At 61.5% G+C, this 24,233-nt stretch carries 22 protein-coding genes; 17 read left to right on the forward strand and 5 right to left on the reverse strand.

All coding sequences use genetic code 11. The features are described 5' to 3' along the window. Window positions 1-107 precede the first annotated feature (107 nt). The 4 genes from UW3_RS0112150 (at window position 108) to hcnC (ending at window position 5,521) form a co-directional block, all read left to right on the forward strand. A complete protein-coding gene (locus tag UW3_RS0112150) occupies window positions 108-1,301 on the forward strand; it encodes a tetratricopeptide repeat protein (RefSeq protein ID WP_010222755.1) in 1,194 nt (397 codons plus the stop codon). 1,254 nt (window positions 1,302-2,555) lie between these two features. Next, on the forward strand, window positions 2,556-2,870 hold the full coding sequence (gene hcnA, locus UW3_RS0112155) for a cyanide-forming glycine dehydrogenase subunit HcnA (RefSeq protein WP_010222756.1): 315 nt from the start codon (window positions 2,556-2,558) through the stop codon (window positions 2,868-2,870). Continuing rightward, window positions 2,867-4,261, forward strand: a complete 1,395-nt coding sequence (hcnB, locus tag UW3_RS0112160) for a cyanide-forming glycine dehydrogenase subunit HcnB (RefSeq protein ID WP_010222757.1) — start codon at window positions 2,867-2,869, stop codon at window positions 4,259-4,261. Before hcnA ends, hcnB begins: the two co-directional genes overlap by 4 nt. A gap of 3 nt (window positions 4,262-4,264) precedes the next feature. After that, window positions 4,265-5,521, forward strand: coding sequence for a cyanide-forming glycine dehydrogenase subunit HcnC (gene hcnC / locus UW3_RS0112165; RefSeq protein ID WP_010222758.1), 1,257 nt, complete (start codon window positions 4,265-4,267; stop codon window positions 5,519-5,521). Window positions 5,522-5,539: 18 nt separating this feature from the next. Here the strand turns inward: hcnC and UW3_RS0112170 are convergent, their stop codons facing one another. After that, window positions 5,540-6,424, reverse strand: coding sequence for a LysR family transcriptional regulator (locus tag UW3_RS0112170; protein ID WP_010222759.1), 885 nt, complete (start codon window positions 6,422-6,424; stop codon window positions 5,540-5,542). A 130-nt stretch (window positions 6,425-6,554) separates the two neighbouring features. On the opposite strand from UW3_RS0112170, the gene UW3_RS0112175 reads away from it, so the two are divergent. The 11 genes from UW3_RS0112175 to catA all read left to right on the forward strand — a co-directional run bounded on the left by UW3_RS0112175 (window position 6,555) and on the right by catA (window position 17,784). Continuing rightward, a complete protein-coding gene (locus tag UW3_RS0112175; RefSeq protein ID WP_010222760.1) occupies window positions 6,555-7,511 on the forward strand; it encodes an AraC family transcriptional regulator in 957 nt (318 codons plus the stop codon). 161 nt (window positions 7,512-7,672) lie between these two features. Then, entirely contained in the window at window positions 7,673-9,004 is a 1,332-nt protein-coding gene (locus UW3_RS0112180; RefSeq protein WP_010222761.1) for an MFS transporter, read from the forward strand. A 147-nt stretch (window positions 9,005-9,151) separates the two neighbouring features. Continuing rightward, window positions 9,152-10,405, forward strand: a complete 1,254-nt coding sequence (locus UW3_RS0112185) for an OprD family porin (protein ID WP_010222762.1) — start codon at window positions 9,152-9,154, stop codon at window positions 10,403-10,405. 193 nt (window positions 10,406-10,598) lie between these two features. Then, window positions 10,599-11,555 carry an AraC family transcriptional regulator gene (locus UW3_RS0112190; RefSeq protein WP_010222763.1) on the forward strand — a complete coding sequence of 319 codons (957 nt, stop codon included), beginning with the start codon at window positions 10,599-10,601 and terminating at the stop codon, window positions 11,553-11,555. A gap of 106 nt (window positions 11,556-11,661) precedes the next feature. Next, window positions 11,662-13,020 carry a benzoate 1,2-dioxygenase large subunit gene (gene benA, locus UW3_RS0112195; RefSeq protein ID WP_010222764.1) on the forward strand — a complete coding sequence of 453 codons (1,359 nt, stop codon included), beginning with the start codon at window positions 11,662-11,664 and terminating at the stop codon, window positions 13,018-13,020. Then, a complete protein-coding gene (gene benB, locus UW3_RS0112200) occupies window positions 13,017-13,505 on the forward strand; it encodes a benzoate 1,2-dioxygenase small subunit (protein ID WP_010222765.1) in 489 nt (162 codons plus the stop codon). Before benA ends, benB begins: the two co-directional genes overlap by 4 nt. A gap of 25 nt (window positions 13,506-13,530) precedes the next feature. Further along, window positions 13,531-14,541 (forward strand): benzoate 1,2-dioxygenase electron transfer component BenC, encoded by a 1,011-nt coding sequence (benC, locus tag UW3_RS0112205; RefSeq protein ID WP_010222766.1) that lies wholly within the window; start codon window positions 13,531-13,533, stop codon window positions 14,539-14,541. A 65-nt stretch (window positions 14,542-14,606) separates the two neighbouring features. Then, window positions 14,607-15,365, forward strand: a complete 759-nt coding sequence (locus UW3_RS0112210; RefSeq protein WP_010222767.1) for a 1,6-dihydroxycyclohexa-2,4-diene-1-carboxylate dehydrogenase — start codon at window positions 14,607-14,609, stop codon at window positions 15,363-15,365. Window positions 15,366-15,384: 19 nt separating this feature from the next. After that, on the forward strand, window positions 15,385-16,506 hold the full coding sequence (locus tag UW3_RS0112215) for a muconate cycloisomerase family protein (RefSeq protein ID WP_010222768.1): 1,122 nt from the start codon (window positions 15,385-15,387) through the stop codon (window positions 16,504-16,506). A 15-nt stretch (window positions 16,507-16,521) separates the two neighbouring features. Next, window positions 16,522-16,812: a muconolactone Delta-isomerase gene (gene catC, locus UW3_RS0112220; protein WP_010222769.1), complete on the forward strand. Its 291-nt coding sequence runs from the start codon at window positions 16,522-16,524 to the stop codon at window positions 16,810-16,812. Between the two features lie 39 nt (window positions 16,813-16,851). After that, complete coding sequence (catA, locus tag UW3_RS0112225) at window positions 16,852-17,784, forward strand: catechol 1,2-dioxygenase (RefSeq protein ID WP_010222770.1); 933 nt, start codon at window positions 16,852-16,854, stop codon at window positions 17,782-17,784. 186 nt (window positions 17,785-17,970) lie between these two features. Here catA and lpdA read toward each other — a convergent pair whose 3' ends face one another. Next, the gene (lpdA, locus tag UW3_RS0112230; RefSeq protein ID WP_010222771.1) at window positions 17,971-19,371 is read right to left on the reverse strand and encodes a dihydrolipoyl dehydrogenase; all 1,401 of its coding nucleotides are present in this window, start codon (window positions 19,369-19,371) and stop codon (window positions 17,971-17,973) included. Between the two features lie 209 nt (window positions 19,372-19,580). Between lpdA and cfaB the strand changes: the two genes are divergently transcribed. Beyond that, the gene (cfaB, locus tag UW3_RS0112235) at window positions 19,581-20,765 is read left to right on the forward strand and encodes a C17 cyclopropane fatty acid synthase CfaB (protein WP_010222772.1); all 1,185 of its coding nucleotides are present in this window, start codon (window positions 19,581-19,583) and stop codon (window positions 20,763-20,765) included. Between the two features lie 6 nt (window positions 20,766-20,771). Here the strand turns inward: cfaB and cls are convergent, their stop codons facing one another. Further along, window positions 20,772-22,211 carry a cardiolipin synthase gene (cls, locus tag UW3_RS0112240; RefSeq protein WP_010222773.1) on the reverse strand — a complete coding sequence of 480 codons (1,440 nt, stop codon included), beginning with the start codon at window positions 22,209-22,211 and terminating at the stop codon, window positions 20,772-20,774. A gap of 127 nt (window positions 22,212-22,338) precedes the next feature. Here cls and UW3_RS0112245 point away from each other — a divergent pair, with 127 nt between their 5' ends. After that, window positions 22,339-22,866 carry a DUF3617 domain-containing protein gene (locus tag UW3_RS0112245; RefSeq protein WP_010222774.1) on the forward strand — a complete coding sequence of 176 codons (528 nt, stop codon included), beginning with the start codon at window positions 22,339-22,341 and terminating at the stop codon, window positions 22,864-22,866. Between the two features lie 6 nt (window positions 22,867-22,872). On the opposite strand, the gene folE2 is transcribed toward UW3_RS0112245, so the two are convergent. Both folE2 and UW3_RS0112255 read right to left on the reverse strand, forming a co-directional pair. Beyond that, on the reverse strand, window positions 22,873-23,760 hold the full coding sequence (gene folE2, locus UW3_RS0112250; RefSeq protein WP_010222775.1) for a GTP cyclohydrolase FolE2: 888 nt from the start codon (window positions 23,758-23,760) through the stop codon (window positions 22,873-22,875). A gap of 24 nt (window positions 23,761-23,784) precedes the next feature. Then, window positions 23,785-24,171, reverse strand: a complete 387-nt coding sequence (locus tag UW3_RS0112255) for a hypothetical protein (protein ID WP_010222776.1) — start codon at window positions 24,169-24,171, stop codon at window positions 23,785-23,787. Between the last annotated feature and the right edge of the window lie 62 nt (window positions 24,172-24,233).

Genomic DNA, 24,233 nt, shown 5'->3' on the forward strand with positions numbered 1-24,233 from the left:
TGAGCCGCACCCGCCCCATGATGCACTGGCCAGACAATCAGTGAATAAAGCACCGCCCCCTTGCGGCAGGGCCTGTGCTAACTATTGTCTAAAATTAGAGTGCAATCATGTCCCAATCATCCTCCCCTCGTATCCCTCGCTGGCTTCGTGAACAACGTGAGCAGCATAAGCAAAATCGCACCTTCAACTCGGACTACCTGATTCTGCCTGATGGTAATTCGGTCGGGGATCTCCGGCGTGCAGGCACGGACGTCGACGTCTACTGCCTAGGTCGCTTCGAGACCTCTCTGGATCACTTGATAGAGGACGCTCGACAGCGCTTCGAATTCATGACCGATGCCGCAGTCTATTTGTTTGGGGGCATCATTGCCGCCATCAAGCTTGGCGAACCCGGGGTCCTTCACAAAGATCGCCTGCAGATGGTAGAGCGCGACCTGCTCGCCTGCGCCCAACAAGATTACGTCGACGCCAAAATGCAGCTGGGTCTGCTCTATTGCTCAGCGGGTAAGTACTTCGGGCATACTGAAGAAGAGGGCCTGACCTGGATGTTAAGAGCCTTCAATAGCAAGCACTCCGATGCGCCGTCCGAGCTGGGTAACTACTACCTGCGTAAAGAGCGCTGGGACAAAGCGGCGTCCTTCCTGCGCAAGGGCGACAAGCGAAAATGTGCGATGTCAGCGTTCAGGCTGGCTCAGATGTACCATCAAGGTGCCGGGCCTATTGAGCAAAGCACCCAGAAGGCCTTCAAGCTCTACGGGCAAGCCTCCATGCGCGGGTATCCAGAAGCGACAGTCGAGATGGTCGAGCTGTTCTTGACCGATCCTCAGGCTTTTCCACTGCCTGCAACACCAGAGGAACTGCTCCACGAGGCAATCAAGGACGGTTTTCCTAAGGCCATGTTCTGGCTTGCGGACATGTTCGAGAACGGCCAACACGTTCAGCAGGATCTCAGCGAGGCTGTGAGGCTGTACAAGCAGGCCGCAGACCTGGGACTAGCGGCAGCCGAACTCAAGATGGGCAACATCCACGACGAGAGCCACCACGACGCATTCACCACGTATAAGGATGATGAGCAAGCAGTCCACTGGTACGAGCGGGCTGCAAAAAACCCAGAAAACGATGAGGTACGTAAGCGTGCCTTCCTCGCGCTAGGCGATATCGGAATGAGGGCAGAGCGGTACGAGCAGGCCCGTGGCTGTTTTCTGAACGCTGTTCATTTTGGGTCAGTGACAGGCCACCATCTCGCTGCACAGGCAGCTCATCTTCACAACGCTCAGCAACGCAGCAAAGGGGACAAATAACATGACCAGACTTATCGCTTGCCCCCACTGCGTAGACGGCTACACCAGCTGCCCTGTTTGCCAAGGAGGCCGGGCACTGGTCACCTGCCCAGACTGTGGCGGTGACGGCTGCTGGTACGATCCGGATGCCGAAAAACTGCGTGAATGCAACCGCTGCGAGGGAGAAGGCGCGGTTGACTCAGACGCCTGTGGCCACTGCGGCGGTCAAGGCTCGGTTCTCTGCATGCCTTGCCATGGAACAGGCTCGCTAACCGAGGACGATTGTCAGACCTGCGGCGGAACAGAGGAAGTTACCTGCCGGCTTTGTCATGGTTCCGGAGAAGGGGGCGATGAAAACGACAGTCTCTGTGGACGATGTGACGGCTCGGGCCTTGAGAGCTGCCCTGCCTGTACGTAAGGACGTCTGAGTAGGAAGAAGCCGGTGAGAGCAAACTCATCGGCTTTTTTAAATCCGCTTTCTTGCAAGCGTTAAAGGAGCTTCAGCACCTTCTCCAAGGCATTGAGCGTTCCAGGCATGAAGACAGCTCTACTCTTCTGGGCGAGCACATCGCCCAGCTCGCTCTACCGATGCCGGTAGCCGTCCCAGGCCCTCCAGCCGCCAAACGAAGCGTAACCCAGCACATTGTCGTGTACGCCTACGACGACCAGTACCGGGTAGCTCACGCGTGATCTGTCAGAAAACCAGGCTTGGTGGTTGTCGGTATCAACCTTCTGCTCGTTCCAAATGGCGGTGGAGGTCTCAACAGAATCGTTGTAGATGTCTGAGATCTCTTGGATGTGTCTCTACGCGGTGGTTGTACTCTGTGGACCAGGTCCTACAGCGGCTGTGGGAGCCCAAAACGGCTGACGCACAAGGGCGAAAAGCGCCAGCACGCAAGGGACGACTTTAGGGCTGTAACTCCTAGTGGCCAGCCACAAGAGGGTGAGGCTGGCAAAGGTTGCTGCCGAACCGCGCAAAGCCGCGTCGTTGCTGGCTGCGACAGTTTTAATTCTCCAGAGCATTGGGTGTCAGCACCAAAATCAGGTGGTGCGACAGTTTTGCGTTTCCTCCAAAGCAGGCTTGATGCCACGGAATCCCTGCATCCGCAGCGACAGTTTTAATTCTCTAAATTCAGAACCCCCGTTTATCGGGGGTTTTGTGTTTTTGTCGGTTTGTCCGGCAAGCAGGCCCATTAGCTGGCCTGGATCAATAGTCCAGGCGCGTGCTTGGCATAGTGTGATCAGTCCATGTTTCTTTTTCACGGACGAAAAGCTATGCAGACTCTGGAGCGAAAGCTAGATATCCAGCCCCTGTCGCGGGCGGACATGACCATCGAACTCAACGGCCAGGCAGTCGATGTCGCCGCCGGTGAAACCGTGCTCAGCGTGCTCAACGCCGTAGGCCTGCGCCAGGTGGCGCGCAACGACCATGACCAGCTGACCGGGGCCTTCTGCGGCATGGGCGTCTGCCATTGCTGCCTGGTGTCGATCAACGGTCGGCCCAAGCGCCGCGCCTGCCAGACCGTGGTGCAACCCGGCATGCGGGTCGAAACCGGGACCAACCGCTTTGCCGGGCAGGAGGCACCATGAGCCTGCGTCCAGTGATTGTCGGCGGTGGTTCGGCGGGTATGGCGGCGGCGATCGAGCTGGCCAAGCACGGTGTCTCCAGCCTGTTGTTCGATGAAGCCTCGCGCCCGGGTGGCGTGGTGTTTCGCGGACCGCTGCGCAGTGGCGTCGACCTGGGTTACCTGGGCGCCCGCTACAGCAAGGCGCTGAAGAAACTGCACAAGGATTTTGCCGCGTGCGCCGATCGCATCGACCTGCGCCTGAACAGCCGTGTGGTCGGTGGTGACGAGCAGCGTCTGATGGTGCTCGACGCCGAAGAAACCCTGCACGAAATCGATTATTCCCACCTGTTGCTGTCGGCCGGTTGCCACGAGCGCAACGTACCCTTTGCTGGCTGGACCTTGCCTGGCGTCATGCTGCTCGGCGGGCTGCAGCTGCAGATCAAGAGCGGCGTGGTCAAACCCCTGGGCAGTACGCTGATCGCCGGTACCGGGCCGTTGTTGCCGCTGGTGGCCTGCCAGCTGCACGCGGCCGGGGCGAAAGTCGCCGGCGTCTATGAAGCTTGCCCGTTCAGCAAGATCGCCCGCGAAAGCCTGGCACTGATGAACAAGCCGCAGCTGTTCCTCGATGGCCTGAGCATGCTCGGCTACATGAAGCTCAATGGCATCCCCATGTACTACGGCTGGGGCGTGGTTGAAGCCAAGGGCGAGGGCGAGCTGGCTGAAGTGACCGTGGCACCCTACGGCGACGACTGGCAACCGGACCTCTCCCGCGCCCAGCGCGAACCGGCGCAAACCCTGGCGGTGGGCTACGGGTTTATCCCGCGCACGCAGCTTAGCCAGCAACTGGGCCTGGACCACGGCTTCAACGAAGACGGCTACCTGCGCCCGGAAAGCAACGTCTGGCAGCAAAGCAGCCAGCCGCACATCCACCTGGCCGGCGACATGGGCGGTATCCGTGGCGGCGAAGCGGCGATGCTCACCGGGCGCATTGCCGCTGTTTCGATCCTGCTCCAGCAGGAAGTACTCAATGCTGAAGAGGCCATCGAGCTGCGCGAGAAATACCTTGGCCAGTTGGCGGCGATCAAGCGCTTTCGTGCTGGCGTAGAACGCTACACCCATCGCGGCACCAAGCAGATTGACCTGCCGCAGCCCGACACGGTGATCTGCCGCTGCGAACACGTGACCCGCAGCGACATCGACCGGGCCCTGGAGCAGGGCGTCGAAGACATGGCCGGGCTGAAGATGCGCACCCGGGTGAGCATGGGCGACTGCCAGGGGCGCATGTGCGTCGGCTACTGCAGCGATCGCCTGCGCGAAGCCACCGGGCGCGCCGACGTCGGCTGGCTGCGGCCGCGTTTCCCGATCGATCCGATTCCCTTCTCTGCATTCCAGCAACTCGGCACGGAAGCCTGAAGCATGAACAGAACCTATGATGTGGTCATCGCCGGTGGCGGTGTGATCGGTGCGTCCTGCGCCTACCAGCTGTCCAAACGCAAGAACCTGAAAATCGCCCTGATCGATGCCAAGCGCCCGGGCAACGCCACCCGTGCCTCGGCGGGCGGCCTGTGGGCCATCGGTGAGTCGGTGGGCCTGGGCTGCGGGGTGATCTTCTTTCGCATGATGTCGGCCAAGCACAAGCGCGAGGCCCATGGTGCGGCGGTGGCAGTGGATTCGAGCACGCCGCATATCCTGCCGCAGTCGTTCTTCGACTTTGCCTTGCAGTCCAACGCACTTTATCCACAGCTGCACCGCGAGCTGATCGACCGTCACGGCATGGACTTCAAGTTCGAGCGCACCGGCCTCAAGTATGTGATCTACGACGATGAAGACCGTCTGTACGCTGAGCACATTGTCGCGCAGATTCCGCACCTGGCCGACCAGGTGCGCTGGCTCGACCGCGAGGCCCTGCGCCAGGCGGAACCTGCGGTCAGCCATCAGGCCCATGGCGCCCTGGAGTTTCTCTGCGATCATCAGGTCAGCCCGTTCCGCCTGGCCGATGCCTATATGGAAGCGGCGCGCCAGAACGGTGTCGACCTGTTCCACAACACCAACATCACCGGTGTGCTGCATCAGGGCTCGCGGGTCAGCGGTGTGCAAACCGCAGAAGAGGGCACCTTTCACTGCGACACCCTGATCAACGCCGCTGGTGCCTGGGCCGCAGACTTGAGCGAATGGGCCACCGGCCTGCGGATTCCGGTCAAGCCGGTCAAAGGTCAGATCATCCTCACCGAGCGCATGCCCAAGCTGCTGCAAGGCTGCCTGACCACCAGCGACTGCTACATGGCGCAGAAGGACAACGGCGAGATTCTGATCGGCAGCACCACCGAGGACAAAGGCTTCGACGTCAGCAACACTTTCCCGGAGATCAACGGCCTGGTTCAGGGCGCGGTTCGCTGTGTGCCGGAGCTGGCGCAGATCAACCTCAAGCGCACCTGGGCCGGCTTACGCCCAGGCTCGCCGGACGAGTTGCCGATTCTGGGGCCGGTCACGGAAGTCAGCGGTTACCTGAATGCCTGTGGACACTTTCGCACCGGCATCCTCACCTCGGCCATCACCGGGGTGCTGATCGACAAGGTCCTGCATCAGGAAACCCTGCCACTGGACATCACCCCGTTCCTGGCCGAGCGTTTTGACTTGCTGGCTGTGGAAAACCAGCAGGCTGCCCTTGCCTGATTGTGGATAAACCGGCCTTCAGCCCTGGGGGCCGGTTTTCATCAGTTCCAGCAAACTCAGGCACTGCCTGACCTGCGGCGAGTTATCCCCAGCCCGGTAGCTGAGAATGATCGGCGACACTGCGGTCTTTTCAGGCAGCGGTGCATAAACAATGTCGGCGCGATGCTGGCTTTGCACGGACGCCGGTACCAATGTTATCCCCAGGCCAGCAGCAACCAGGCCCAGCGCAGTCTGCAGTTCGTTGGTCCATTGGATAACCTTGATATTCACTCCCTGGGCAGTGAACAGCGCCATGATGTGGTCGGCGTAGCTTGGTCGCGGGTTGGCCGGGTAAAGCACGAAGGGCTCATCCGCCAGGCGTTTGAGGTCCAGGGCCTGATCGAGCAAAGGGTGCCCGCAGGGCAGGGCAACCACCAACGCTTCCTCGCGTAGCAGCACCTGTTCGATGGCCGGATCCTTGATGTGGATGCGCCCGAAGCCGACATCGATGCGCCCGGCCTTGAGCGCCTCGACTTGCTGCAGGGTGATCATTTCCTGCAGGCCCAACTCCAGTTTCTCATTGCGCCGCAGTTGGCGGATCAACTCGGGCAGCAAGTCATAGAGCGTCGACGGCGCAAAGCCGATGCGCAGCCATTGGCGTTCACTGTTGGCGATGCGCCGGGTGCCTTCGGCGATCTGTTCGAGCTGGTCGAGCAGGGCGGCGCTTTGTTCGTGGAAAAACCGCCCGGCCTCGGTCAGGCGCAGCGGCCTGCCGCGCTCCAGCAGCTCTACTCCGAGGGTGTCTTCCAGCTGGCGGATCTGCCGGCTCAGGGGCGGCTGGGCGATGTGCAGCTGCTCGGCGGCACGGGTGAAGTTGAGGGTTTGCGCGAGTACCCGGAAGTAGCGCAGATGACGCAGTTCCATGATACCTCCAGGGTATGGTTGCCTACCCAACGGATATTGGACTGCCTGCTGGCGCTGGCGCAAGCTGCTGCCTTGTGGATAACCAGACCCTGTGGATATCGTCGAACCAGAATAACAATGAGGCCAGCCCATGAGCAGCCAACTGTTGAGCGAGCGCAGCCGTGTGTTCCAGCATGCCGACCCTTATGCGGTGTCCGACTACGTCAACCAGCACGTTGGCGGTCACAGCCTGCGCTTGCCGCGTACGGGTGACCTGCAGGCGAGCATCAACCATCGCAAGTTTGCCAGCATCGACCTGTGCCGCCTGAGCTATGGGGGCAGGGCGCGGATTACTTCACCGGCGCTGGGCAGCCTGTATCACCTGCAGATCTTGCTCAAAGGGCACTGCCGTTCAAGTTGTCGCGGCGACGAGCATCACTACGTGCCGGGCGAGTTGCTGTTGATCAATCCGGATGATCCGGTTGACCTCACCTACTCGGCCGACTGCGAGAAGTTCATCCTCAAGCTGCCGGCCAGCCTGCTCGAACAGGCTTGCCTGGAACAGCGCTGGCAATTGCCCGAAGGCGGTATCCGCTTCACCAGCGCGCGGCATGCCACTGGCGCGCTGGAGGGGTTTATCGGCCTGCTCGGGCTGGTGTGTGACGAAGCCGAATCCACCCAGTCGCTGGCGCAAGTGCAGGAGCATTACGGGCGCATTGTCGCCAGCAAGCTGCTGAGCCTGCTGGGCAACAACATCGATCGTTGCGAACCCGGGTTGCAGACTCACTCGTTCGAACAGTTGGCGGCCTATATCGATGCCAACCTGCACCAGGACATCGGTGTCAGTCAGCTGATGACGGTGGCGCGGGTCAGTGAACGCTCGTTGTACACGCTGTTTGAGCGTCATGCCGGTCTGTCCCCCAAGGGTTATGTGCGCCAGCGCAAGCTCGAGCGTATTCACGCGGCCCTGCAGGACCCTTCCAGCCCGGTGCGCAATGTCACCGAAATCGCCTTGGACTATGGCTTCCTGCACCTGGGGCGCTTCGCCGAAAGCTATCGCCAGCGCTTCGGCGAGCTGCCTTCGGTCACCTTCAAACGCCACCGCTGAACGCTCGTCAGCCCCTGCGCAATCTGGATAGCGATTCGCAGGAAACGGCTATTGGCGCCTCGCTGCTGCTCCTAACCTGACCCTGCGAACACTGCCCGGCCCTGTGCCTTGCAGCTATCGCCATTCGGGTTTCGATAACAACAACAAAAGAGACACGCCTCATGCGAGCGATCGATATCAATAGCCTGATCGATCAGGCGAAGTTCAATTCCTTTCACTGGCGTGTGCTGTTCTGGTGTGCGCTGATCATCATCTTCGACGGTTACGACCTGGTCATCTACGGCGTGGTGCTGCCGGCCTTGATGCAGGAGTGGGGCATGACCCCGTTGCAGGCCGGTGCCCTGGGCAGCTACGCGCTGTTCGGCATGATGTTCGGCGCCCTGGTGTTCGGCCCGCTGTCGGACCGAATCGGGCGCAAGAAAGCCATTACCCTCTGTGTGATCCTGTTCAGCGGCTTTACCGTGCTCAACGGCTTTGCCCGCAACCCCGCCGAGTTCGGTCTCTGTCGCTTTCTGGCTGGCCTTGGGATCGGCGGGGTGATGCCCAACGTGGTGGCGCTGATGAATGAATACGCGCCCAAGCGCATGCGCAGCACCCTGGTGGCGATCATGTTCAGTGGCTACTCGGTGGGCGGCATGCTCTCGGCCGGGTTGGGCATCGTCCTGTTGCCAGCCTTCGGTTGGCAGTCGGTGTTCTATGTGGCGATCATCCCCTTGCTGGTGCTGCCGCTGATCCTGCGCTACCTGCCCGAGTCCCTGGGTTTCCTGGTACGCCAGGGCCGCACCGAGCAGGCCAGCCAGTTGCTGCAGCGGGTTGAGCCGAGCTATCAGGCGCAAGCGGGCGATCGCCTGGAAGTGTTGACCGGCACTAACGCCGGTGGTTCGGTACCGCAGCTGTTTCGCGAAGGTCGGGCGCTGAGTACGTTGATGCTCTGGGTCGCGTTTTTCTGCTGCCTGTTGATGGTCTACGCACTCAATTCCTGGTTGCCCAAGCTGATGAACAACGCTGGCTACGGCCTGGGTTCGAGCCTGGCGTTTTTGCTGGTGCTGAACTTCGGCGCGATCTTTGGTGCGGTGGGCGGCGGCTGGATTGGTGACCGCTTCAAGCTCGACCGGGTGCTGGTGGTGTTCTTCGCCGTGGCGGCGTTGTCGATCAGCCTGCTCGGCTTCAAGAGCCCTGCACCCGTCTTGTACCTGCTGATTGCCATTGCGGGTGCGACCACCATCGGCACGCAGATTCTCGCCTATGCCTGTGTGGCTCAGTACTACCCCATGGGGATTCGTTCGACGGGTCTGGGTTGGGCCTCGGGTATTGGTCGCAGCGGGGCGATTGTCGGGCCGATCCTGGGTGGGATGCTGCTGGGGATCCAACTGCCGCTGGCGTTGAATTTCATGGCCTTTGCCCTGCCGGGTGCGGTCGCGGCGGTGGCGATGATGGTGTTTGCCGGGCGTGGTGCTGGCAGGGGCAGGGCGCCGTTGCCGTCAGCGGCATAGCCAAATAACCGCGTTGGCCCTATCGCTGGCAAAGCCAGCTCCCACAGTGGTCGGAGTGCATAGCGTTCTTGTGGGAGCTGGCCTTGCCAGCGATGCAGGCGCCGCAAATTTACAAGCCAAAACAACAATAACAAGAGCACCGCTACCATGAACAACTTCCCACACTGCGGGTTGCTGTCCTGCTGCGCCCTGAGTTTCTGTGCCAATGCCGCCGAGCCGGGTTTTATCAAGGACGCCAGCGCTACCCTGCAAGCGCGCAACTACTACTTCAGCCGCGACTTTTCCGGCATTGTCGGTGCCAACCAGCAATCAAAGGCTGAGGAATGGGGCCAGGGGTTCATCTTCACCTTCAAGTCCGGTTATACCCCGGGCCCCCTGGGCCTGGGCGTCGATGCCATTGGCCTGCTCGGCCTCAAGCTCGACAGCAGCCCGGATCGCACCGGCACCGGTTTGCTGCCGGTGCAGGACGATGGCCGCGCTGCCGATGAGTACAGCCGGGTCGGCGCCACGCTGAAAATGCGCTATTCGAAGACCGAGCTGAAAGTCGGCGAGCTGCAGACCAACCTGCCGATCCTGCAATACAACGACTCGCGCCTGCTGCCGCCAACCTACCAGGGCGTCAGCCTGAGCTCTGCCGAGATAGCCGGCTTGACCCTGCAGGCCGGTCACCTGAGTTCAACCAGCCTGCGCAACGAAGCCGGTGATGAAAAGATGATCGCCATGCTCGGCCACCTGCCCCAGCGCCAGGCCGACAGCGATGCCTTCAACTATGCCGGTGGCGACTACAGCTTCAACGCCAATCGCACCACTGCCAGCCTCTGGTATGGGCGCCTGGAAGATATCTACCAGCAAGGTTTTTTCGGTTTGAAGCACAGCCAACCGATGGGCGAGTGGACCCTCGGCGCCAACCTCGGTTACTTCACTGCCAGGGAGCAGGGGGATGCGCGCATTGGTGAGGTCGACAACCAGGCGTTTTATTCGCTGCTGTCGGCCAAGCGTGGCGGGCACACGTTCAGCGTCGGCTATCAGGCAATCTATGGTGACGATGCTTTCCCGCGGGTGTTCCCGAATATCTCGCCGCTGGGCAACGAAGTGCCAACCTATGAGTTCGCCTACACCGACGAGCGTTCCTGGCAGGTGCGTTATGACTATGACTTCGTCGCCATGGGCGTACCGGGTTTGACTGCCACCGTGCGTTACCTGAAGGGCAATAACGTCGACACCGGGCTGGGCTTCGAGGGCAAGGAACATGAGCGCGATTTTGACCTTGGCTATGCGGTGCAGAGCGGGTTGCTCAAAGGGCTGGGGATACGACTGCGCAATGCCATGGCGCGGTCCAATTACCGTTCGGACATTGATGAGAACCGGGTGATCCTGAGTTACACCTGGACGTTGTTGTAAGCCATCAGGGCCTCATCGCTGGCAAGCCAGCTCCCACAGGGGCTGCGGTGATCTCTGTGGGAGCTGGCTTGCCAGCGATGCTTTTGGAAACACACCGTCCATCCCCAGGTTGCTCGCCGGCCAGTGCTATCGCTTAGACTGGCCGCATAACTACAACGAGTGACCTGGTATGGCTGGTATGGCCGATATGGGTATGGAGAGTCCCCTGCTCAGCGAACGCAGCCGGGTGTTCGAGCGTGCAGACCCTCATGCGGTGTCGACCTACGTCAACCAGCATGTCGGCCCCCATTGCATTCGCCTGCCGCGCTACGGGCATCCCGAGGCGTACCTCAACCATCGTAAGTTCGCCAGCCTCGACCTGTGCCGAATCAGCTATGGCGGCGATGTGCGGGTGATGTCGCCAGCGCTGGAGAACGTTTTCCACCTGCAAATCCTGCTGCGCGGCCACTGCCTCTGGCGCCGTGGCCGTGAAGAGCGCCTGCTGACCCCCGGCGGGTTGCTGCTGATCAACCCTGACGAGCCGGTCGACCTGGCCTATTCCGCCGACTGCGAGAAATTCATCCTCAAACTGCCCACCCGCCTGCTCGAGTCGGTGTGTGACGAACAGCGCTGGCAGCGCCCCAGCGAAGGCGTGCGCTTTCTCGATCATCACTACCAGCTGCTGGCGCTGGAAGGCTTTGCCGGGCTGCTGGCGATGGTCTGCCAGGAGGCCGAAAGCAGCGAGCCGATGCTGCGGGTGCAGGAGCACTACAGCCAGATCGTCGCCAGCAAGCTGCTGACCCTGATGCACACCAACGTCAGCCGTGAAGCGCTGAGCAGCCAGGCGGCATCCTTCGAGCGGATCGCCGAGTACATCAACGCCAACCTCAAGCAGGACATCTGCAGCGAACAGTTGGCGCAGCAGGCGAGCATGAGCCTGCGCTCGCTGTATGCCTTGTTCGAGCGCAACGCTCGCACCACGCCCAAACTGTACATCCGCCAGCAGAAACTCGAGCGCATCCGCGCCAGCCTCGGCGACCCCGACTGCAAGGTGCGCAATATCACCGAACTGGCCATGGACTATGGCTTCGTCCACCTCGGGCGTTTCTCTGAACACTATAAGTCGCTGTTCGGCGAACTGCCCTCAGACACCCTCAAGCGTCGCCTCTGACACTTTGCAGAAAACGGATAAAGGTCTGCACAAAGCGGATATTTGCCGTGCCCCTCGCTCCCTAACCTGACATGGCCTGAACACAATAACAACGGAGGCCCCGGCCATGTCCCTGGGATTCGATTACCTTAATTCCCTGCTTGAAGAAGATCAGGAGAAGGGCGTCTTTCGCTGCAAGCGCGAGATGTTCACCGACCCCCGTCTGTTCGATCTGGAAATGAAACACATCTTCGAGGGCAACTGGCTGTACCTTGCCCACGAAAGCCAGATTCCCGAAAAGAACGACTTCCTCACCACCACCATGGGGCGCCAGCCGATCTTCATCGCGCGCAACAAGGATGGGGTACTCAATGCCTTCCTCAATGCCTGCAGCCACCGCGGTGCGATGCTGTGTCGGCACAAGAGCGGTAACCGCTCGTCCTACACCTGCCCCTTCCACGGCTGGACCTTCAACAATTCCGGCAAGCTGCTCAAGGTCAAGGATCCGGTCGACGCCGGCTACCCGGCGAGCTTCAACTGCGAAGGCTCCCACGACCTGACCAAGGTCGCCCGTTTCGAGTCCTATCGCGGTTTCCTGTTCGCCAGCCTCAATCCGGACGTGGTGCCGTTGGTGGAGCACCTGGGTGAGTCGGCGAAGATCATCGACATGATCGTCGATCAGTCGCCCGACGGCCTGGAAGTGCTGCGCGGCTCCTCGTCCTACATCTATGAAGGTAACTGGAAGCTGACCGCCGAGAACGGCGCCGATGGTTATCACGTCAGCGCCGTGCACTGGAACTACGCCGCCACCCAGAACCAGCGCAAGCAGCGCGAGGCCGGTGCTGAGGTGAAAACCATGAGTGCTGGCGGCTGGGCCAAGAGCGGCGGCGGCTTCTACGCCTTCGACAAGGGCCATCTGCTGCTCTGGACCCGCTGGACCAACCCCGAGGACCGGCCGCTGTTCGAGCGCCGTGACGAACTGGCTGCCGACTTCGGCCAGGCCCGCGCCAACTGGATGATCGAGAACTCGCGCAACCTGTGCCTGTACCCGAACGTGTACCTGATGGACCAGTTCAGCTCACAGATCCGCATCGCCCGGCCGATCGCCGTCGACAAGACCGAGATCACCATCTATTGCATCGCCCCCAAGGGAGAGAGCGACGAGGCGCGGGCCCAGCGCATTCGCCAGTACGAAGACTTCTTCAACGTCAGCGGCATGGCCACCCCGGATGACCTGGAAGAATTCCGTTCCTGCCAGATGGGCTACCAGGGCGGGCGCGGCTGGAACGACATGTCCCGTGGCGCCACCCACTGGGTCGAAGGCGCCGATGCCGCCGCCCAGGAAATCGACCTGCATCCGCAACTGAGCGGCGTGCGTACCGAAGACGAAGGCCTGTTCGTGCTGCAACACAAGTACTGGCAGGAAACCATGCTCAAGGCGCTTGCCGCCGACCAGCAACTGATCCCAGTGGAGGCCGTGCAATGAGCATTTCCTTCGAGCAAGTGCGCGACTTTCTCTTTGCCGAAGCACGCTACCTGGACGACAGCCAGTGGGACAACTGGCTGGAGTGCTACGCCGCCGACGTTACCTTCTGGATGCCGGCCTGGGACGATAACGACCAGCTCACCGAAGACCCGCAACGGGAAATCTCGCTGATCTGGTACGGCAACCGTGGCGGCCTGGAAGACCGGGTATTCCGGATCAAGACCGAACGCTCCAGCGCGACCATGCCCGACACCCGGACCTCGCACAACATCAGCAACATCGAGCTGCTGGAGCAGGGCGAAGGCCTGTGCAAGGTGCGCTTCAACTGGCACACCCTGAGTTTTCGCTACAAGACCGTCGACAGCCACTTCGGCACCAGCTTCTACACCCTCGATGTCCGCGGTGAACGGCCGCTGATCAAGGCCAAGAAGGTAGTGCTCAAGAACGACTACGTGCGTCAGGTCATCGACGTTTATCACATCTGAATCCTGCTTTGCTGCGAGGTGCGCCATGCACAAGATCGCCTTGAATTTCGAGGACGGGGTCACCCGTTTCATCGACGCTACCGCTGAAGAAACCGTGGCCGATGCCGCCTACCGCCAGGGCATCAATATTCCGCTGGACTGCCGCGATGGCGCCTGCGGTACCTGTAAGTGTTTTGCCGAAGCTGGCCGTTACGACCTTGGCCAGGAATACATCGAAGACGCCTTGAGCGAGGAAGAAGCCGCCCAGGGTTATGTGCTGACCTGCCAGATGCGCGCCGAGAGCGACTGCGTGGTGCGTGTGCCGGCTTCGTCGCAACTGTGCAAGACCGAGCAGGCCAGCTATCAGGCCAGCATCAGCGCCGTGCGCCAGCTGTCGGACAGCACCATTGCCCTGTCGATCAAGGGCGAGGCCCTGAGCCGCCTGGCCTTTTTGCCGGGGCAGTACGTCAACCTCGGCGTGCCCGGCAGCGAGCAGACCCGCGCCTATTCCTTCAGTTCGTTGCAGAAGGACGGCGAGGTCAGTTTCCTGATCCGCAACGTGCCGGGCGGCTTGATGAGCAGCTTCCTGACCGGCCTGGCCAAGGCCGGCGACAGTATGACCCTGGCTGGCCCCCTGGGCAGCTTCTACCTGCGCGAGATCCGTCGACCATTGCTGCTGCTGGCCGGTGGCACCGGGCTGGCGCCGTTCACCGCGATGCTCGAGAAGATCGCCGAAGAGGGCAGCGAGCATCCGCTGCACCTGATCTACGGCGTCACCAACGACTTCGACCTGGTCGAGCTGGACCGCCTGCAGGCCTTTGCCGCGCGCATTGCCAACTTCAGCTTCAGCGCCTGCGTGGCCAACCCCGAGAGCCAGCATCCGCTCAAGGGCTACGTCACCCAGCACATCGAGCCGCGCCACCTCAACGAAGGCGATGTCGACGTGTACCTGTGCGGCCCACCGCCGATGGTCGAGGCGGTCAGCCAGTACATCCGCGAACAGGGCATTACTCCGGCGAACTTCTACTACGAGAAATTCGCTGCCGCCGCTGCCTGAAGCCGTTTTATGGGGCCGGGCGCATCGTGCGGGTACGGTCGGTCCCTTTTTTATTCGAGGTTGTCATGAACAGATTCACCAACAAGGTTGCGCTGGTTACCGGCGCGGCGCAGGGGATCGGCCGCCGTCTGTGCGAGCGTCTGCTCGAAGAAGGCGCGACGCTGGTGGCCGTGGATCGCTCGGAACTGGTGCATGAACTGCAAGGCGAGGGCGTGCTGAGCCTGACCGCCGATCTTGAACAGCACAGCGAATGCAGCCGGGTAATGGCTGCGGCGGTGGAGCATTTCGGCCGCCTTGATGTGCTGGTCAACAACGTGGGCGGCACTCTCTGGGCCAAGCCGTTCGAGCACTACGAAGCGGCGCAGATCGAAGCGGAAGTGCGCCGCTCGCTGTTCCCCACCCTGTGGTGTTGCCATGCCGCGCTGCCATACATGCTCGAACAGGGCAGCGGGTCGATCGTCAACGTCTCCTCGATCGCGACTCGCAGCATCAATCGCGTGCCCTATGGCGCGGCCAAGGGGGGCGTCAATGCCCTGACCGCCTGCCTGGCCTTCGAAACCGCCGGGCGCGGTGTGCGGGTCAATGCCACGGCGCCGGGTGGCACCGAAGCGCCGCCACGGCGGGTGCCGCGCAACAGCGCGGAGCAGAGTGGCGAAGAGAAAATCTGGTACCAGCAGATCGTCGACCAGACCCTCGACAGCAGCCTGATGAAACGCTACGGCAACCTCGATGAACAGGTTGGCGCGATCCTCTTTCTCGCTAGCGACGAAGCCTCTTACATCACCGGCACGGTGCTGCCGGTCGGCGGCGGCGACCTCGGTTGAGCGCCCCTGGAGAACCTTGATGAGTCATCCCCTGATTGAACGCATCTCGACCCTGATCGTCGACCTGCCAACCATTCGCCCGCACAAGCTGGCGATGCACACCATGCAGCAGCAAACCCTGGTGATCATCCGCCTGCAGTGCAGCGACGGCATCGAAGGCCTCGGCGAAGCCACCACCATCGGCGGCCTGGCCTATGGCAACGAAAGCCCGGAAAGCATCAAGCAGAACATCGACAGCTACTTTGCGCCGCTGTTGGTCGGGCTGGATGCCAGCAACATCAACGCCGCCATGCAGCGCCTGGACAAGGTGATCAAGGGCAACACCTTCGCCCGCTCGGGGATCGAAAGCGCCTTGCTCGATGCCCAGGGCAAACGCCAAGGCCTGGCGGTCAGCGAGTTGCTCGGCGGGCGCGTGCGCGACAGCCTGGAAGTGGCCTGGACCCTGGCCAGCGGCGACACCGGGCGCGACATTGCCGAGGCCGAGCAGATGCTCGACCTGCGCCGCCACCGGATCTTCAAGCTGAAGATCGGTGCCAGTGAAGTGGCCCATGACCTGCGCCATGTCATCGCGATCAAGCGGGCCCTGGGTGAGCGCGCCAGTGTGCGCGTCGACGTCAACCAGTATTGGGACGAGTCCCAGGCGATCCGCGCCTGCCAGGTGCTGGGCGACAACGGCGTCGACCTGATCGAGCAACCGATCTCGCGCATCAACCGTGCCGGCCAGGTGCGCCTGAACCAACGCAGCCCGGCGCCGATCATGGCCGATGAGTCGATTGAAAGCGTCGAGGATGCCTTCAGTCTCGCGGCCGACGGCGCGGCCAGCATCTTCGCCCTGAAGATCGCCAAGAACGGTGGCCCGCGGGCCGTGCTGCGAACCGCGCAAATCGCCGAAGCCGCCGGTATCGCCCTGTACGGCGGGACCATGCTCGAAGGCTCGATCGGCACCCTGGCTGCCGCGCACGCCTTCGTCACCCTCAACCAGCTGACCTGGCACACCGAGCTGTTCGGCCCGCTGCTGCTGACGGAAGAGATCGTGGTCGAAGCGCCGCTGTACCGCGACTTCGCCCTGCACGTGCCACGCACCCCCGGCCTTGGCCTGACCCTGGACGAAGAGCGCCTGGCGTTCTTCAGCCGCAAGTAAGCAAGGAGAGACGCCATGTTGTTCCACGTGAAAATGACCGTGAAATTGCCCCTGGACATGGACCCGGCCAACGCCGCGCAGCTCAAGGCCGACGAGAAGGAACTGGCCCAGCGCCTGCAGCGCGAAGGCAGCTGGCGCCACCTGTGGCGCATCGCCGGGCACTACGCCAACTACAGCGTGTTCGACCTGCCCAGCGTCGAAGCGCTGCACGACACCCTGATGCAACTGCCGTTGTTCCCCTACATGGACATCGAGGTCGACGGCCTGTGCCGCCACCCGTCATCGATCCACAGCGACGACCGCTGAACACCGAGCGCCGATAACAACAATTCGAGGTAACCCGTCATGACCGTGAAGATTGCTCACACTGCCGATATCCAGACATTCTTCGAAGAAGTCAGTGGCCTGCACAACGACCAGGGCAACCCACGCCTGAAGCTGCTGACCCAGCGCATCGTCAACGATGTAGCGCGCCTCATCGAAGACCTGCAAGTGACCCCTGACGAGTTCTGGAAGGCGGTCGACTACCTCAACCGCCTCGGTTCGCGCCAGGAAGCCGGCCTGCTGGTGGCCGGGCTGGGCGTCGAGCACTATCTGGACCTGCAACTGGATGCTCAGGATGCCGAAGCCGGCATCAGTGGCGGCACCCCGCGGACCATCGAAGGCCCGTTGTATGTGGCGGGCGCACCACTGGCCGAAGGCGAAGTGCGTATGGACGATGGCCGTGACCCGGGCACGGTGATGTTCCTCCAGGGCCGCGTGCTGGATGAACAAGGTCAGCCGGTGGCGGGCGCCGTGGTCGACCTGTGGCATGCCAACACTCAGGGCACCTACTCGTATTTCGACAGCACGCAGTCCGAGTTCAACCTGCGCCGGCGCATCGTTACCGACGCCGAAGGCCGCTACCGTGCCCGCAGTATCGTGCCGTCGGGCTACGGTTGCCCTGCGGACGGGCCGACCCAGGAGTTGCTCACTCAGCTCGGTCGTCACGGCAATCGCCCAGCGCATATCCACTTCTTCATCTCGGCGCCTGGCTACCGGCACCTGACCACCCAGATCAACCTGGCGGGCGATGAGTACCTGTGGGATGACTTCGCTTATGCCACCCGTGACGGGTTGATTGGCGAGTTGCGCTTTGTCGAGGATGCGGCGGCGGCCGATGCCCGTGGGGTAGAAGGGCGCTTTGCCGAGATGGACTTTGACTTCCAGCTGTTGAGTGCGCCCAAGCCTGCCAGTGAACAGCGCAGCAAGCGGCCGCGGGCGTTGCAGGACGTTTGAGGCCGGGTTGAATCCATCGCTGGCCCCTTGGTGATCATCTTCCAGGCCGCCCACAGCACCCAGCTGTCGGCGGCCGAACTGTCTTCGTAGGGCTGGGCGATTTCCATCGGCAGTGGTCTGCTTGGGGTGATCCTCAGCCTGTGGCGACGGGCGCCACAGGTTGGCAGGGCAGGGGCGGCCGACTGATCAGATCTGCATGGCTTTGCCATCGACGTTCATCGCCGCCTGGCGCAGGGCCTCGGAGCGGGTCGGGTGCGGGTGGCAGGTGAGGGCGATGTCTTCGGCCGAGGCGCTGAACTCCATGGCCACGCAGTATTCGCCGATCATCTCGCTGACGCTCGGGCCGACCAGGTGCACACCCAGCACTTCATCGGTACGGGCGTCGGCCAGGACCTTGGCAAAGCCTTCGGTCTCGTGGTTGATCTTGGCCCGGCTGTTGGCGCTGAAAGGGAACTTGCCGACCTTGTATTCACGGCCCTCGGCCTTGAGCTGCTCTTCGGTCTTGCCGACGCTGGCCAGCTCCGGGCGGGTGTAGATGACCGCCGGGATCAGGTTGTAATTGACCTCGTGAGCCTTGCCGGCAATCTGCTCAATGCAGGAGATCGCTTCGTCCTCGGCCTTGTGCGCGAGCATCGCCCCGGAAGTGACATCGCCGATCACCCAGACCCCTGGCACGCCGGTGCGATGGTGCTGGTTGGCGAGCATGCCGCGCTTGTCGGTCTCAAGGCCGACGCTTTCCAGGCCCAAGCCCTGGGTGTAGGGGCGACGGCCAATGGCGACCAGCACGTAATCGGCTTCGAGGGTTTCGGCGCTGCCGCCAGCGGCAGGCTCCAGGCTCAGGTTCACCCCTTGCGCTGAAACCGTGGCCTGGGTGACTTTGCTGCCGAGCTTGAACTTCATGCCTTGCTTGGTCAGGGAGCGTTGCAGGGTTTTTGCCGCTTCTTCATCGGTGCCGGGGCAGATGCGATCAAGGTACTCGACCACGGTTACCTGGCTGCCCAACCGGCGCCACACCGAACCCAGCTCCAGGCCGATGACCCCGGCGCCGATGACCACCAGGTGCTTGGGCACTTCACCCAGGGCCAGGGCGCCAGTGGAGTCGATAATGCGCTGGTTGTCGATGGTCACGCCTGGCAGCGGCGTCGGCTCCGAGCCGGTAGCGATGACAATGTCCTTGGCCTGCAGCTCAGTGATGACACCCTGCTCATCGCTGACCGTGACCCGGCCGACGCCATCGAGCTTGCCCCAGCCCTTGATCCAGTCGACCTTGTTCTTGCGAAACAGGAACTCGATGCCTTTGGTCAGGCCGCTGACGCTTTCGTCCTTCTGTTTCATCATCTGCGCGAGGTTGAGGGTTGGTTTGACCTCGATGCCAAGGCTGGCGAACTCGCCGCCTACTGCCGCTTCATACAACTCAGAGGCATGCAGTAGCGCTTTGGACGGCATGCAGCCGACGTTCAGGCACGTGCCCCCCAGGGTTGAACGACCTTCGACGCACGCCACGCTCAAGCCAAGCTGGCCAGCACGAATAGCCGCGTTGTAGCCGCCAGGCCCGCCGCCAATGATCACTACATCATAGGTTTTCATTGTTGTACTCCAGGATGAAGAATCGACAATGGCGCCAAGACTAATCTGCACAACGGCTGATTGTATACAATTGATCGTGGGTACCCGCCGCGCCCGCAAGGTCTGGAACGGGCCCGGCAGGCTCAGACTATGGTCTGTATTAGCTGAAACTTGCTGTGAATGAACTACCCTTTTGGACAGACGTCCGATGAAAAAAGGAGGCTAATTTCATGCTTGCGCAACTTCCACCTGTTCTGCAAAGCCTGCGACTACCACTGCGACTGAAGCTCTGGGATGGTCATGCGTTCGATCTGGGGCCCAAGCCGCAAGTCACCATCCTGGTCAAGGATCCGCAGCTGATTACCCAACTGGCCCATCCGAGCCTGGATGAACTGGGCGCTGCATTTGTCGAAGGCAAGCTGGACCTGGAGGGCTCCATCGGTGAGGTGATTCGTGTCTGCGATGAACTGAGCGTAGCCTTGCTCAAGGATGAAGAAGACCCACAGCCGGTGCGCGCCGAGCATGACAAGGCTACCGATGCGGCGGCGATTTCCTACCACTATGACCTGTCCAACGCCTTCTACCAGTTGTGGCTGGATAGCGACATGGCGTACTCCTGCGCCTATTTCAAATCACCCACCAACACCCTGGAGCAAGCCCAGCAGAACAAGTTCGAGCACCTGTGCCGCAAGCTGCGCCTGCACAAGGGCGATTACCTGCTCGATGTCGGCTGTGGTTGGGGCGGGTTGGCACGTTATGCGGCCAGGGAGTTCGGTGCCAAGGTGTTCGGCATCACCCTGAGCAAGGAACAGCTCAAGCTGGGCCGTGAACGGGTCAAGGCCGATGGCCTGGAGGGGCAGGTGGAGCTGCAGATTCTCGATTACCGCGACCTGCCCCAGGACGGGCGCTTTGACAAGGTGGTCAGCGTTGGCATGTTCGAACACGTCGGCCATGCCAACCTGGCGTTGTACTGCCAGCGCCTGTTTGGCGCGGTGCGCGAAGGGGGCCTGGTGATGAACCACGGCATTACCGCCAAGCACACTGACGGGCGACCGGTCGGGCGGGGCGCGGGCAACTTCATTGAGCGCTACGTGTTCCCCCATGGCGAGCTACCGCACTTGTCGATGATCAGCGCACGGATCAGCGAGGCAGGCCTGGAAATCGTCGACGTCGAAAGCCTGCGCCTGCATTACGCGCGGACTTTGGAGCACTGGAGCAACCGCCTCGAAGCACAACTGGACAAGGCTAGCGCGCTGGTACCGGAGCGGGCCTTGCGCATCTGGCGCCTGTACCTGGCCGGCTGCTCCTATGCCTTTGCCAAGGGCTGGATCAACCTGCACCAGATACTGGCAGTGAAGCCTTTCGCCGATGGCAGCCACGATTTGCCGCTGACCCGCGAAGATTTCTACCGCTAAGACAGCTTACAGAATCGGCGAAATCAGCCGTGCGATACGCATCCCCAGTTGTTGCAGGCGGTGCGTGTCGCGAGTGTCTTCGGCGGTGATCTCCCGGGCGCGATCAAAGTCATCGGTGAGCATGGTTTCGACCTGATCGGCAAATTCGCGGTCGACGGTCAGCAGCATGATCTCAAAGTTGAGCCGAAACGAACGGTTGTCGAGGTTGGCGCTGCCGATGGCACTGATCTCGTTATCGATCAGCACCACCTTCTGATGCAGGAAACCTGGTTCAAAACGAAACATCCGCACCCCGGCGCGCACCGCCTCGAAGGCGAACAGGCTGGAGGCGGCGTAGACGATGCGGTGGTCCGGGCGTGAGGGAATCAGGATGCGCACGTCGACGCCGCGCAGCACCGCCAGGCGCAGGGCGGCGAACACCGCTTCGTCGGGGATGAAGTAGGGGCTGGTGATCCACAGCCGCTCACGCGCCGAATGGATAGCCTCGACGAAGAACAGCGAACAGGTTTCCTGTGGGTCGGCCGGGCCGCTGGCGAGCACTTGGCAGAGCACGCCGTCTTCCGGGTAGGTCTCCGGCAGGATCAGTGGCGGTAATGTCCGTGACGCCCAGAACCAGTCTTCAGCGAACGACTCCTGCAGGCAGGCCAACACCGGCCCACTGACCTGCACGTGGGTATCGCGCCAGGGCGACAGCTTGGGGTTAGCGCCCAGGTACTCATCGCCAACGTTATGTCCGCCAACAAACCCCAGCAGGCCATCGACCACGACGATCTTGCGGTGGTTACGGAAGTTGACCTGGAAGCGGTTGAACCAGCCGCGACGGGTCGCGAAGGCGCGGATGTTCACGCCACCCTCGCGCAGTGTGTGGTTGTAGGCCGAGGGTAGGGCATGGCTGCCGACGCTGTCATAGAGCACGTAGACCTTCACGCCTTCGGCGGCTTTTTTCAATAGCAGGGCCTGCAACTGCCGCCCCAGATCATCGTCGTGAATGATGAAAAACTGCACCAGCACTGTGTCGCGAGCACCGGCGATGGCGCGAAAGATCGCATCGAAAGTGGCCTTGCCGTCGACCAGCAAGCGCACCTGATTATTGGCCAGGCAGGGCATGCGCCCGAGCCTGGGCATCGCCCGCAGCGCGCCATAGGACTCCGAGTTGCGTGCGGCCAGCGCTTCCTCGACCCACGGTCGCCAGTTCAGGTCCGCCATGGCCACGTGCATTTCCCGGTTGGCCTGGCGCCGGGCCTCGATGTAGGCATCGAAGGTACGGCTGCCGAACACCAGGTAGGGGATGAGGGTGAAGTAGGGAATGAACAGCAGCGACATTGCCCAGGCAATCGCCCCCTGAGCGGTGCGCACTGTGAACACCGCATGCAACGCGGCGATACCGCCGAGCAGGTGAATCACACCAATGAGATAACCGAAGAAGTAGGGGCTGTGGTAATCCATACGCATCCTGCTGTCCGAAGGCTCTGCCCCTAACAGAGCATGTTCCAGGCCGCCGTTGCAACCGAAAGCACAAAATGACGTCTAAGCTGTGTTCCAGCTTGGGGCTGGAGTTTTGAGGAGTCATTACATGAAGAGTCGTCTGCCAATGCTGGCACTGGTGCTGGGCCTGGCGAGCCCGTTGGTGCATGCGCAGATGTTGCAACCTGGCCTGTGGGAGCTGACCACCAGCAACATGCAGGTCGATGGCAAGCCACTGCCGGACATGGGCTTCATGCTCGGCCAGCTGAAGAATCTGCCGCCAGAGCAACGGGCGATGATCGAGGGCGGCCTGGCCAAGCAAGGGATCAGTGTGGCGGGTCAGGGGGTGCGCTCCTGCCTGACCCCCGAGCAAGTGAAAAGCAACGACATCCCGCTGCAAGATCCCAAGTCTGGTTGCACTCAAAAAATCACCGAGCGCAACGGCAATGTCTGGAAATTCACCTTCAGTTGCCCGAAAGCTCAGGGCAATGGCGAAGCCACGTTTCTCAACAATCGCGAGTTCCTGACCAAGGTCAACGGTACCTTCAACGCTTCCGGTGTGCAGCAGCAAGGCAGCATGAATACCCGTGCGGTGTGGCTGGGCAATGATTGCGGTACGGTCAAGCCGCGAACCTGAAGCGCCTCACCAGTGCCATTGGCTGTGGGCGACTGCGTCGTGGGCATGCAGGCTTTCGGCATGTTCCACGCGCAGGTTGAAGCCTCCGAGCCAGGGTAGCGTTTTCAACGCCACATGAAGCCGTCGGGCGGCATCTTCGCAGAACATCAGATTCTGACCGTTGGCCAACGCAAAAGCCTGTTCATCAGCACGCTTTACCGCAGTTTGTACCGCGGTACCCAAGGCTTTTTCAGCGTGGTCGATCAGCGCTTCTATCGGCAGCTCATTAATGCCTTGGCGCAATCGAGCCTGCAGCTTCGCTACGCTGCGTTGGCTGTGAGGTGTGGCGACGATGCCCTGGGCACTTCCGAGCCAACTCAAGACAGCCTCATGGCTCAAGGTGCGATTGCCAAAGTCGGTGAGAAATTGCTGCTGAATCAACTGCCGGGCCAAGGCAGCGGAACAGGGGCAGGTGGAGGAATACTCCACATCGACAAATAGTTCCACGTGGAACACTCCGTCTTTTAGCTGCGCATTCAGGGTAACCGGATAGGCTTTCCAGCCCGCCAACGGGCTGATCAAGGCAGGGCGTTTGAGCATCAGTTCGAAACGAAGGGTCAAGAAGGCGCTGGCGGAAAGGCCGATGTGGCTGTCGAGAAAGCACTCCAGCACCGCGTTCAGCAACACAGGACTCAAGGCCTGGTGTTCCAGTGCCTCCAGCGCCAGGTACAAGCGCGACATGTGAATGCCCCGGGACGCGCCATCATCAAGGCTGACACCTGCGTCGGCACTTGCTCGCAGAATCTGCCCGTTGATCTGCAGCGGCAGGGCAATGCCACACATGCCTACCCAATCCAAGGGCAACTGGCTGTTGGTGGCTTGGGCAGCGATGTCAGGAAGGGTGAAAGCGCTCATCAGTGGTTCACTTTTCAAGGAAGACTATTGGCAGCCGCTCAGGCGATTGCAGCGCAGATTGAAACGCTGCCCGGTGGAACTCGACACGCTGTTCAAGGTGGTCCAGCCCACACGCCGGCTGTAACCGACCCAGGTTTCACCGTTGCTCGCCACGCCTGTGTAAAAGGTCAATTGGCCATAGCGGCTGTTGGTTTGCGCCCATAGCCTGCGACCTTGCATTTCAAAGCCCCGCAGGTAGGTCGTGTTGCCTTGGGTTTGCACGCTGTAGTAATTGCCTTGGGCATCGCTGCAGGCAAGCAGGGTTGCGCTGCGGGTACAGAGCGCCAGGCCGTTGCTCAAGGGCGTGGTGTTGGCGCTGGCGAACTCGCACTGCAGCAACACGGCGAAGGCAAACAAGCAACGCGATTTCATCTTTCAGGTCGGCCTTTGGTCATGTTCTGGGCGAAGTAGGTTGGCGAGATTGTATTGTTATA

Source organism: Pseudomonas donghuensis (assembly GCF_000259195.1).
Taxonomy (GTDB): Bacteria; Pseudomonadota; Gammaproteobacteria; order Pseudomonadales; family Pseudomonadaceae; genus Aquipseudomonas; species Aquipseudomonas donghuensis.

Bases quoted from the DNA above. Each gene is read 5' to 3' on its own strand.
- benC (WP_010222766.1), top strand. From the start codon at position 13,531: ATGCACAAGATCGCCTTGAATTTCGAGGACGGGGTCACCCGTTTCATC.
- catC (WP_010222769.1), top strand. From the start codon at position 16,522: ATGTTGTTCCACGTGAAAATGACCGTGAAATTGCCCCTGGACATGGAC.
- UW3_RS0112210 (WP_010222767.1), top strand. From the start codon at position 14,607: ATGAACAGATTCACCAACAAGGTTGCGCTGGTTACCGGCGCGGCGCAG.
- folE2 (WP_010222775.1), bottom strand. From the start codon at position 23,760: ATGAGCGCTTTCACCCTTCCTGACATCGCTGCCCAAGCCACCAACAGC.
- catA (WP_010222770.1), top strand. From the start codon at position 16,852: ATGACCGTGAAGATTGCTCACACTGCCGATATCCAGACATTCTTCGAA.
- benA (WP_010222764.1), top strand. From the start codon at position 11,662: ATGTCCCTGGGATTCGATTACCTTAATTCCCTGCTTGAAGAAGATCAG.
- cls (WP_010222773.1), bottom strand. From the start codon at position 22,211: ATGGATTACCACAGCCCCTACTTCTTCGGTTATCTCATTGGTGTGATT.
- hcnB (WP_010222757.1), top strand. From the start codon at position 2,867: ATGAGCCTGCGTCCAGTGATTGTCGGCGGTGGTTCGGCGGGTATGGCG.
- lpdA (WP_010222771.1), bottom strand. From the start codon at position 19,371: ATGAAAACCTATGATGTAGTGATCATTGGCGGCGGGCCTGGCGGCTAC.
- UW3_RS0112175 (WP_010222760.1), top strand. From the start codon at position 6,555: ATGAGCAGCCAACTGTTGAGCGAGCGCAGCCGTGTGTTCCAGCATGCC.
- UW3_RS0112180 (WP_010222761.1), top strand. From the start codon at position 7,673: ATGCGAGCGATCGATATCAATAGCCTGATCGATCAGGCGAAGTTCAAT.
- hcnC (WP_010222758.1), top strand. From the start codon at position 4,265: ATGAACAGAACCTATGATGTGGTCATCGCCGGTGGCGGTGTGATCGGT.
- UW3_RS0112190 (WP_010222763.1), top strand. From the start codon at position 10,599: ATGGAGAGTCCCCTGCTCAGCGAACGCAGCCGGGTGTTCGAGCGTGCA.
- UW3_RS0112150 (WP_010222755.1), top strand. From the start codon at position 108: ATGTCCCAATCATCCTCCCCTCGTATCCCTCGCTGGCTTCGTGAACAA.
- benB (WP_010222765.1), top strand. From the start codon at position 13,017: ATGAGCATTTCCTTCGAGCAAGTGCGCGACTTTCTCTTTGCCGAAGCA.
- UW3_RS0112245 (WP_010222774.1), top strand. From the start codon at position 22,339: ATGAAGAGTCGTCTGCCAATGCTGGCACTGGTGCTGGGCCTGGCGAGC.
- UW3_RS0112170 (WP_010222759.1), bottom strand. From the start codon at position 6,424: ATGGAACTGCGTCATCTGCGCTACTTCCGGGTACTCGCGCAAACCCTC.
- UW3_RS0112185 (WP_010222762.1), top strand. From the start codon at position 9,152: ATGAACAACTTCCCACACTGCGGGTTGCTGTCCTGCTGCGCCCTGAGT.
- UW3_RS0112215 (WP_010222768.1), top strand. From the start codon at position 15,385: ATGAGTCATCCCCTGATTGAACGCATCTCGACCCTGATCGTCGACCTG.
- hcnA (WP_010222756.1), top strand. From the start codon at position 2,556: ATGCAGACTCTGGAGCGAAAGCTAGATATCCAGCCCCTGTCGCGGGCG.
- cfaB (WP_010222772.1), top strand. From the start codon at position 19,581: ATGCTTGCGCAACTTCCACCTGTTCTGCAAAGCCTGCGACTACCACTG.
- UW3_RS0112255 (WP_010222776.1), bottom strand. From the start codon at position 24,171: ATGAAATCGCGTTGCTTGTTTGCCTTCGCCGTGTTGCTGCAGTGCGAG.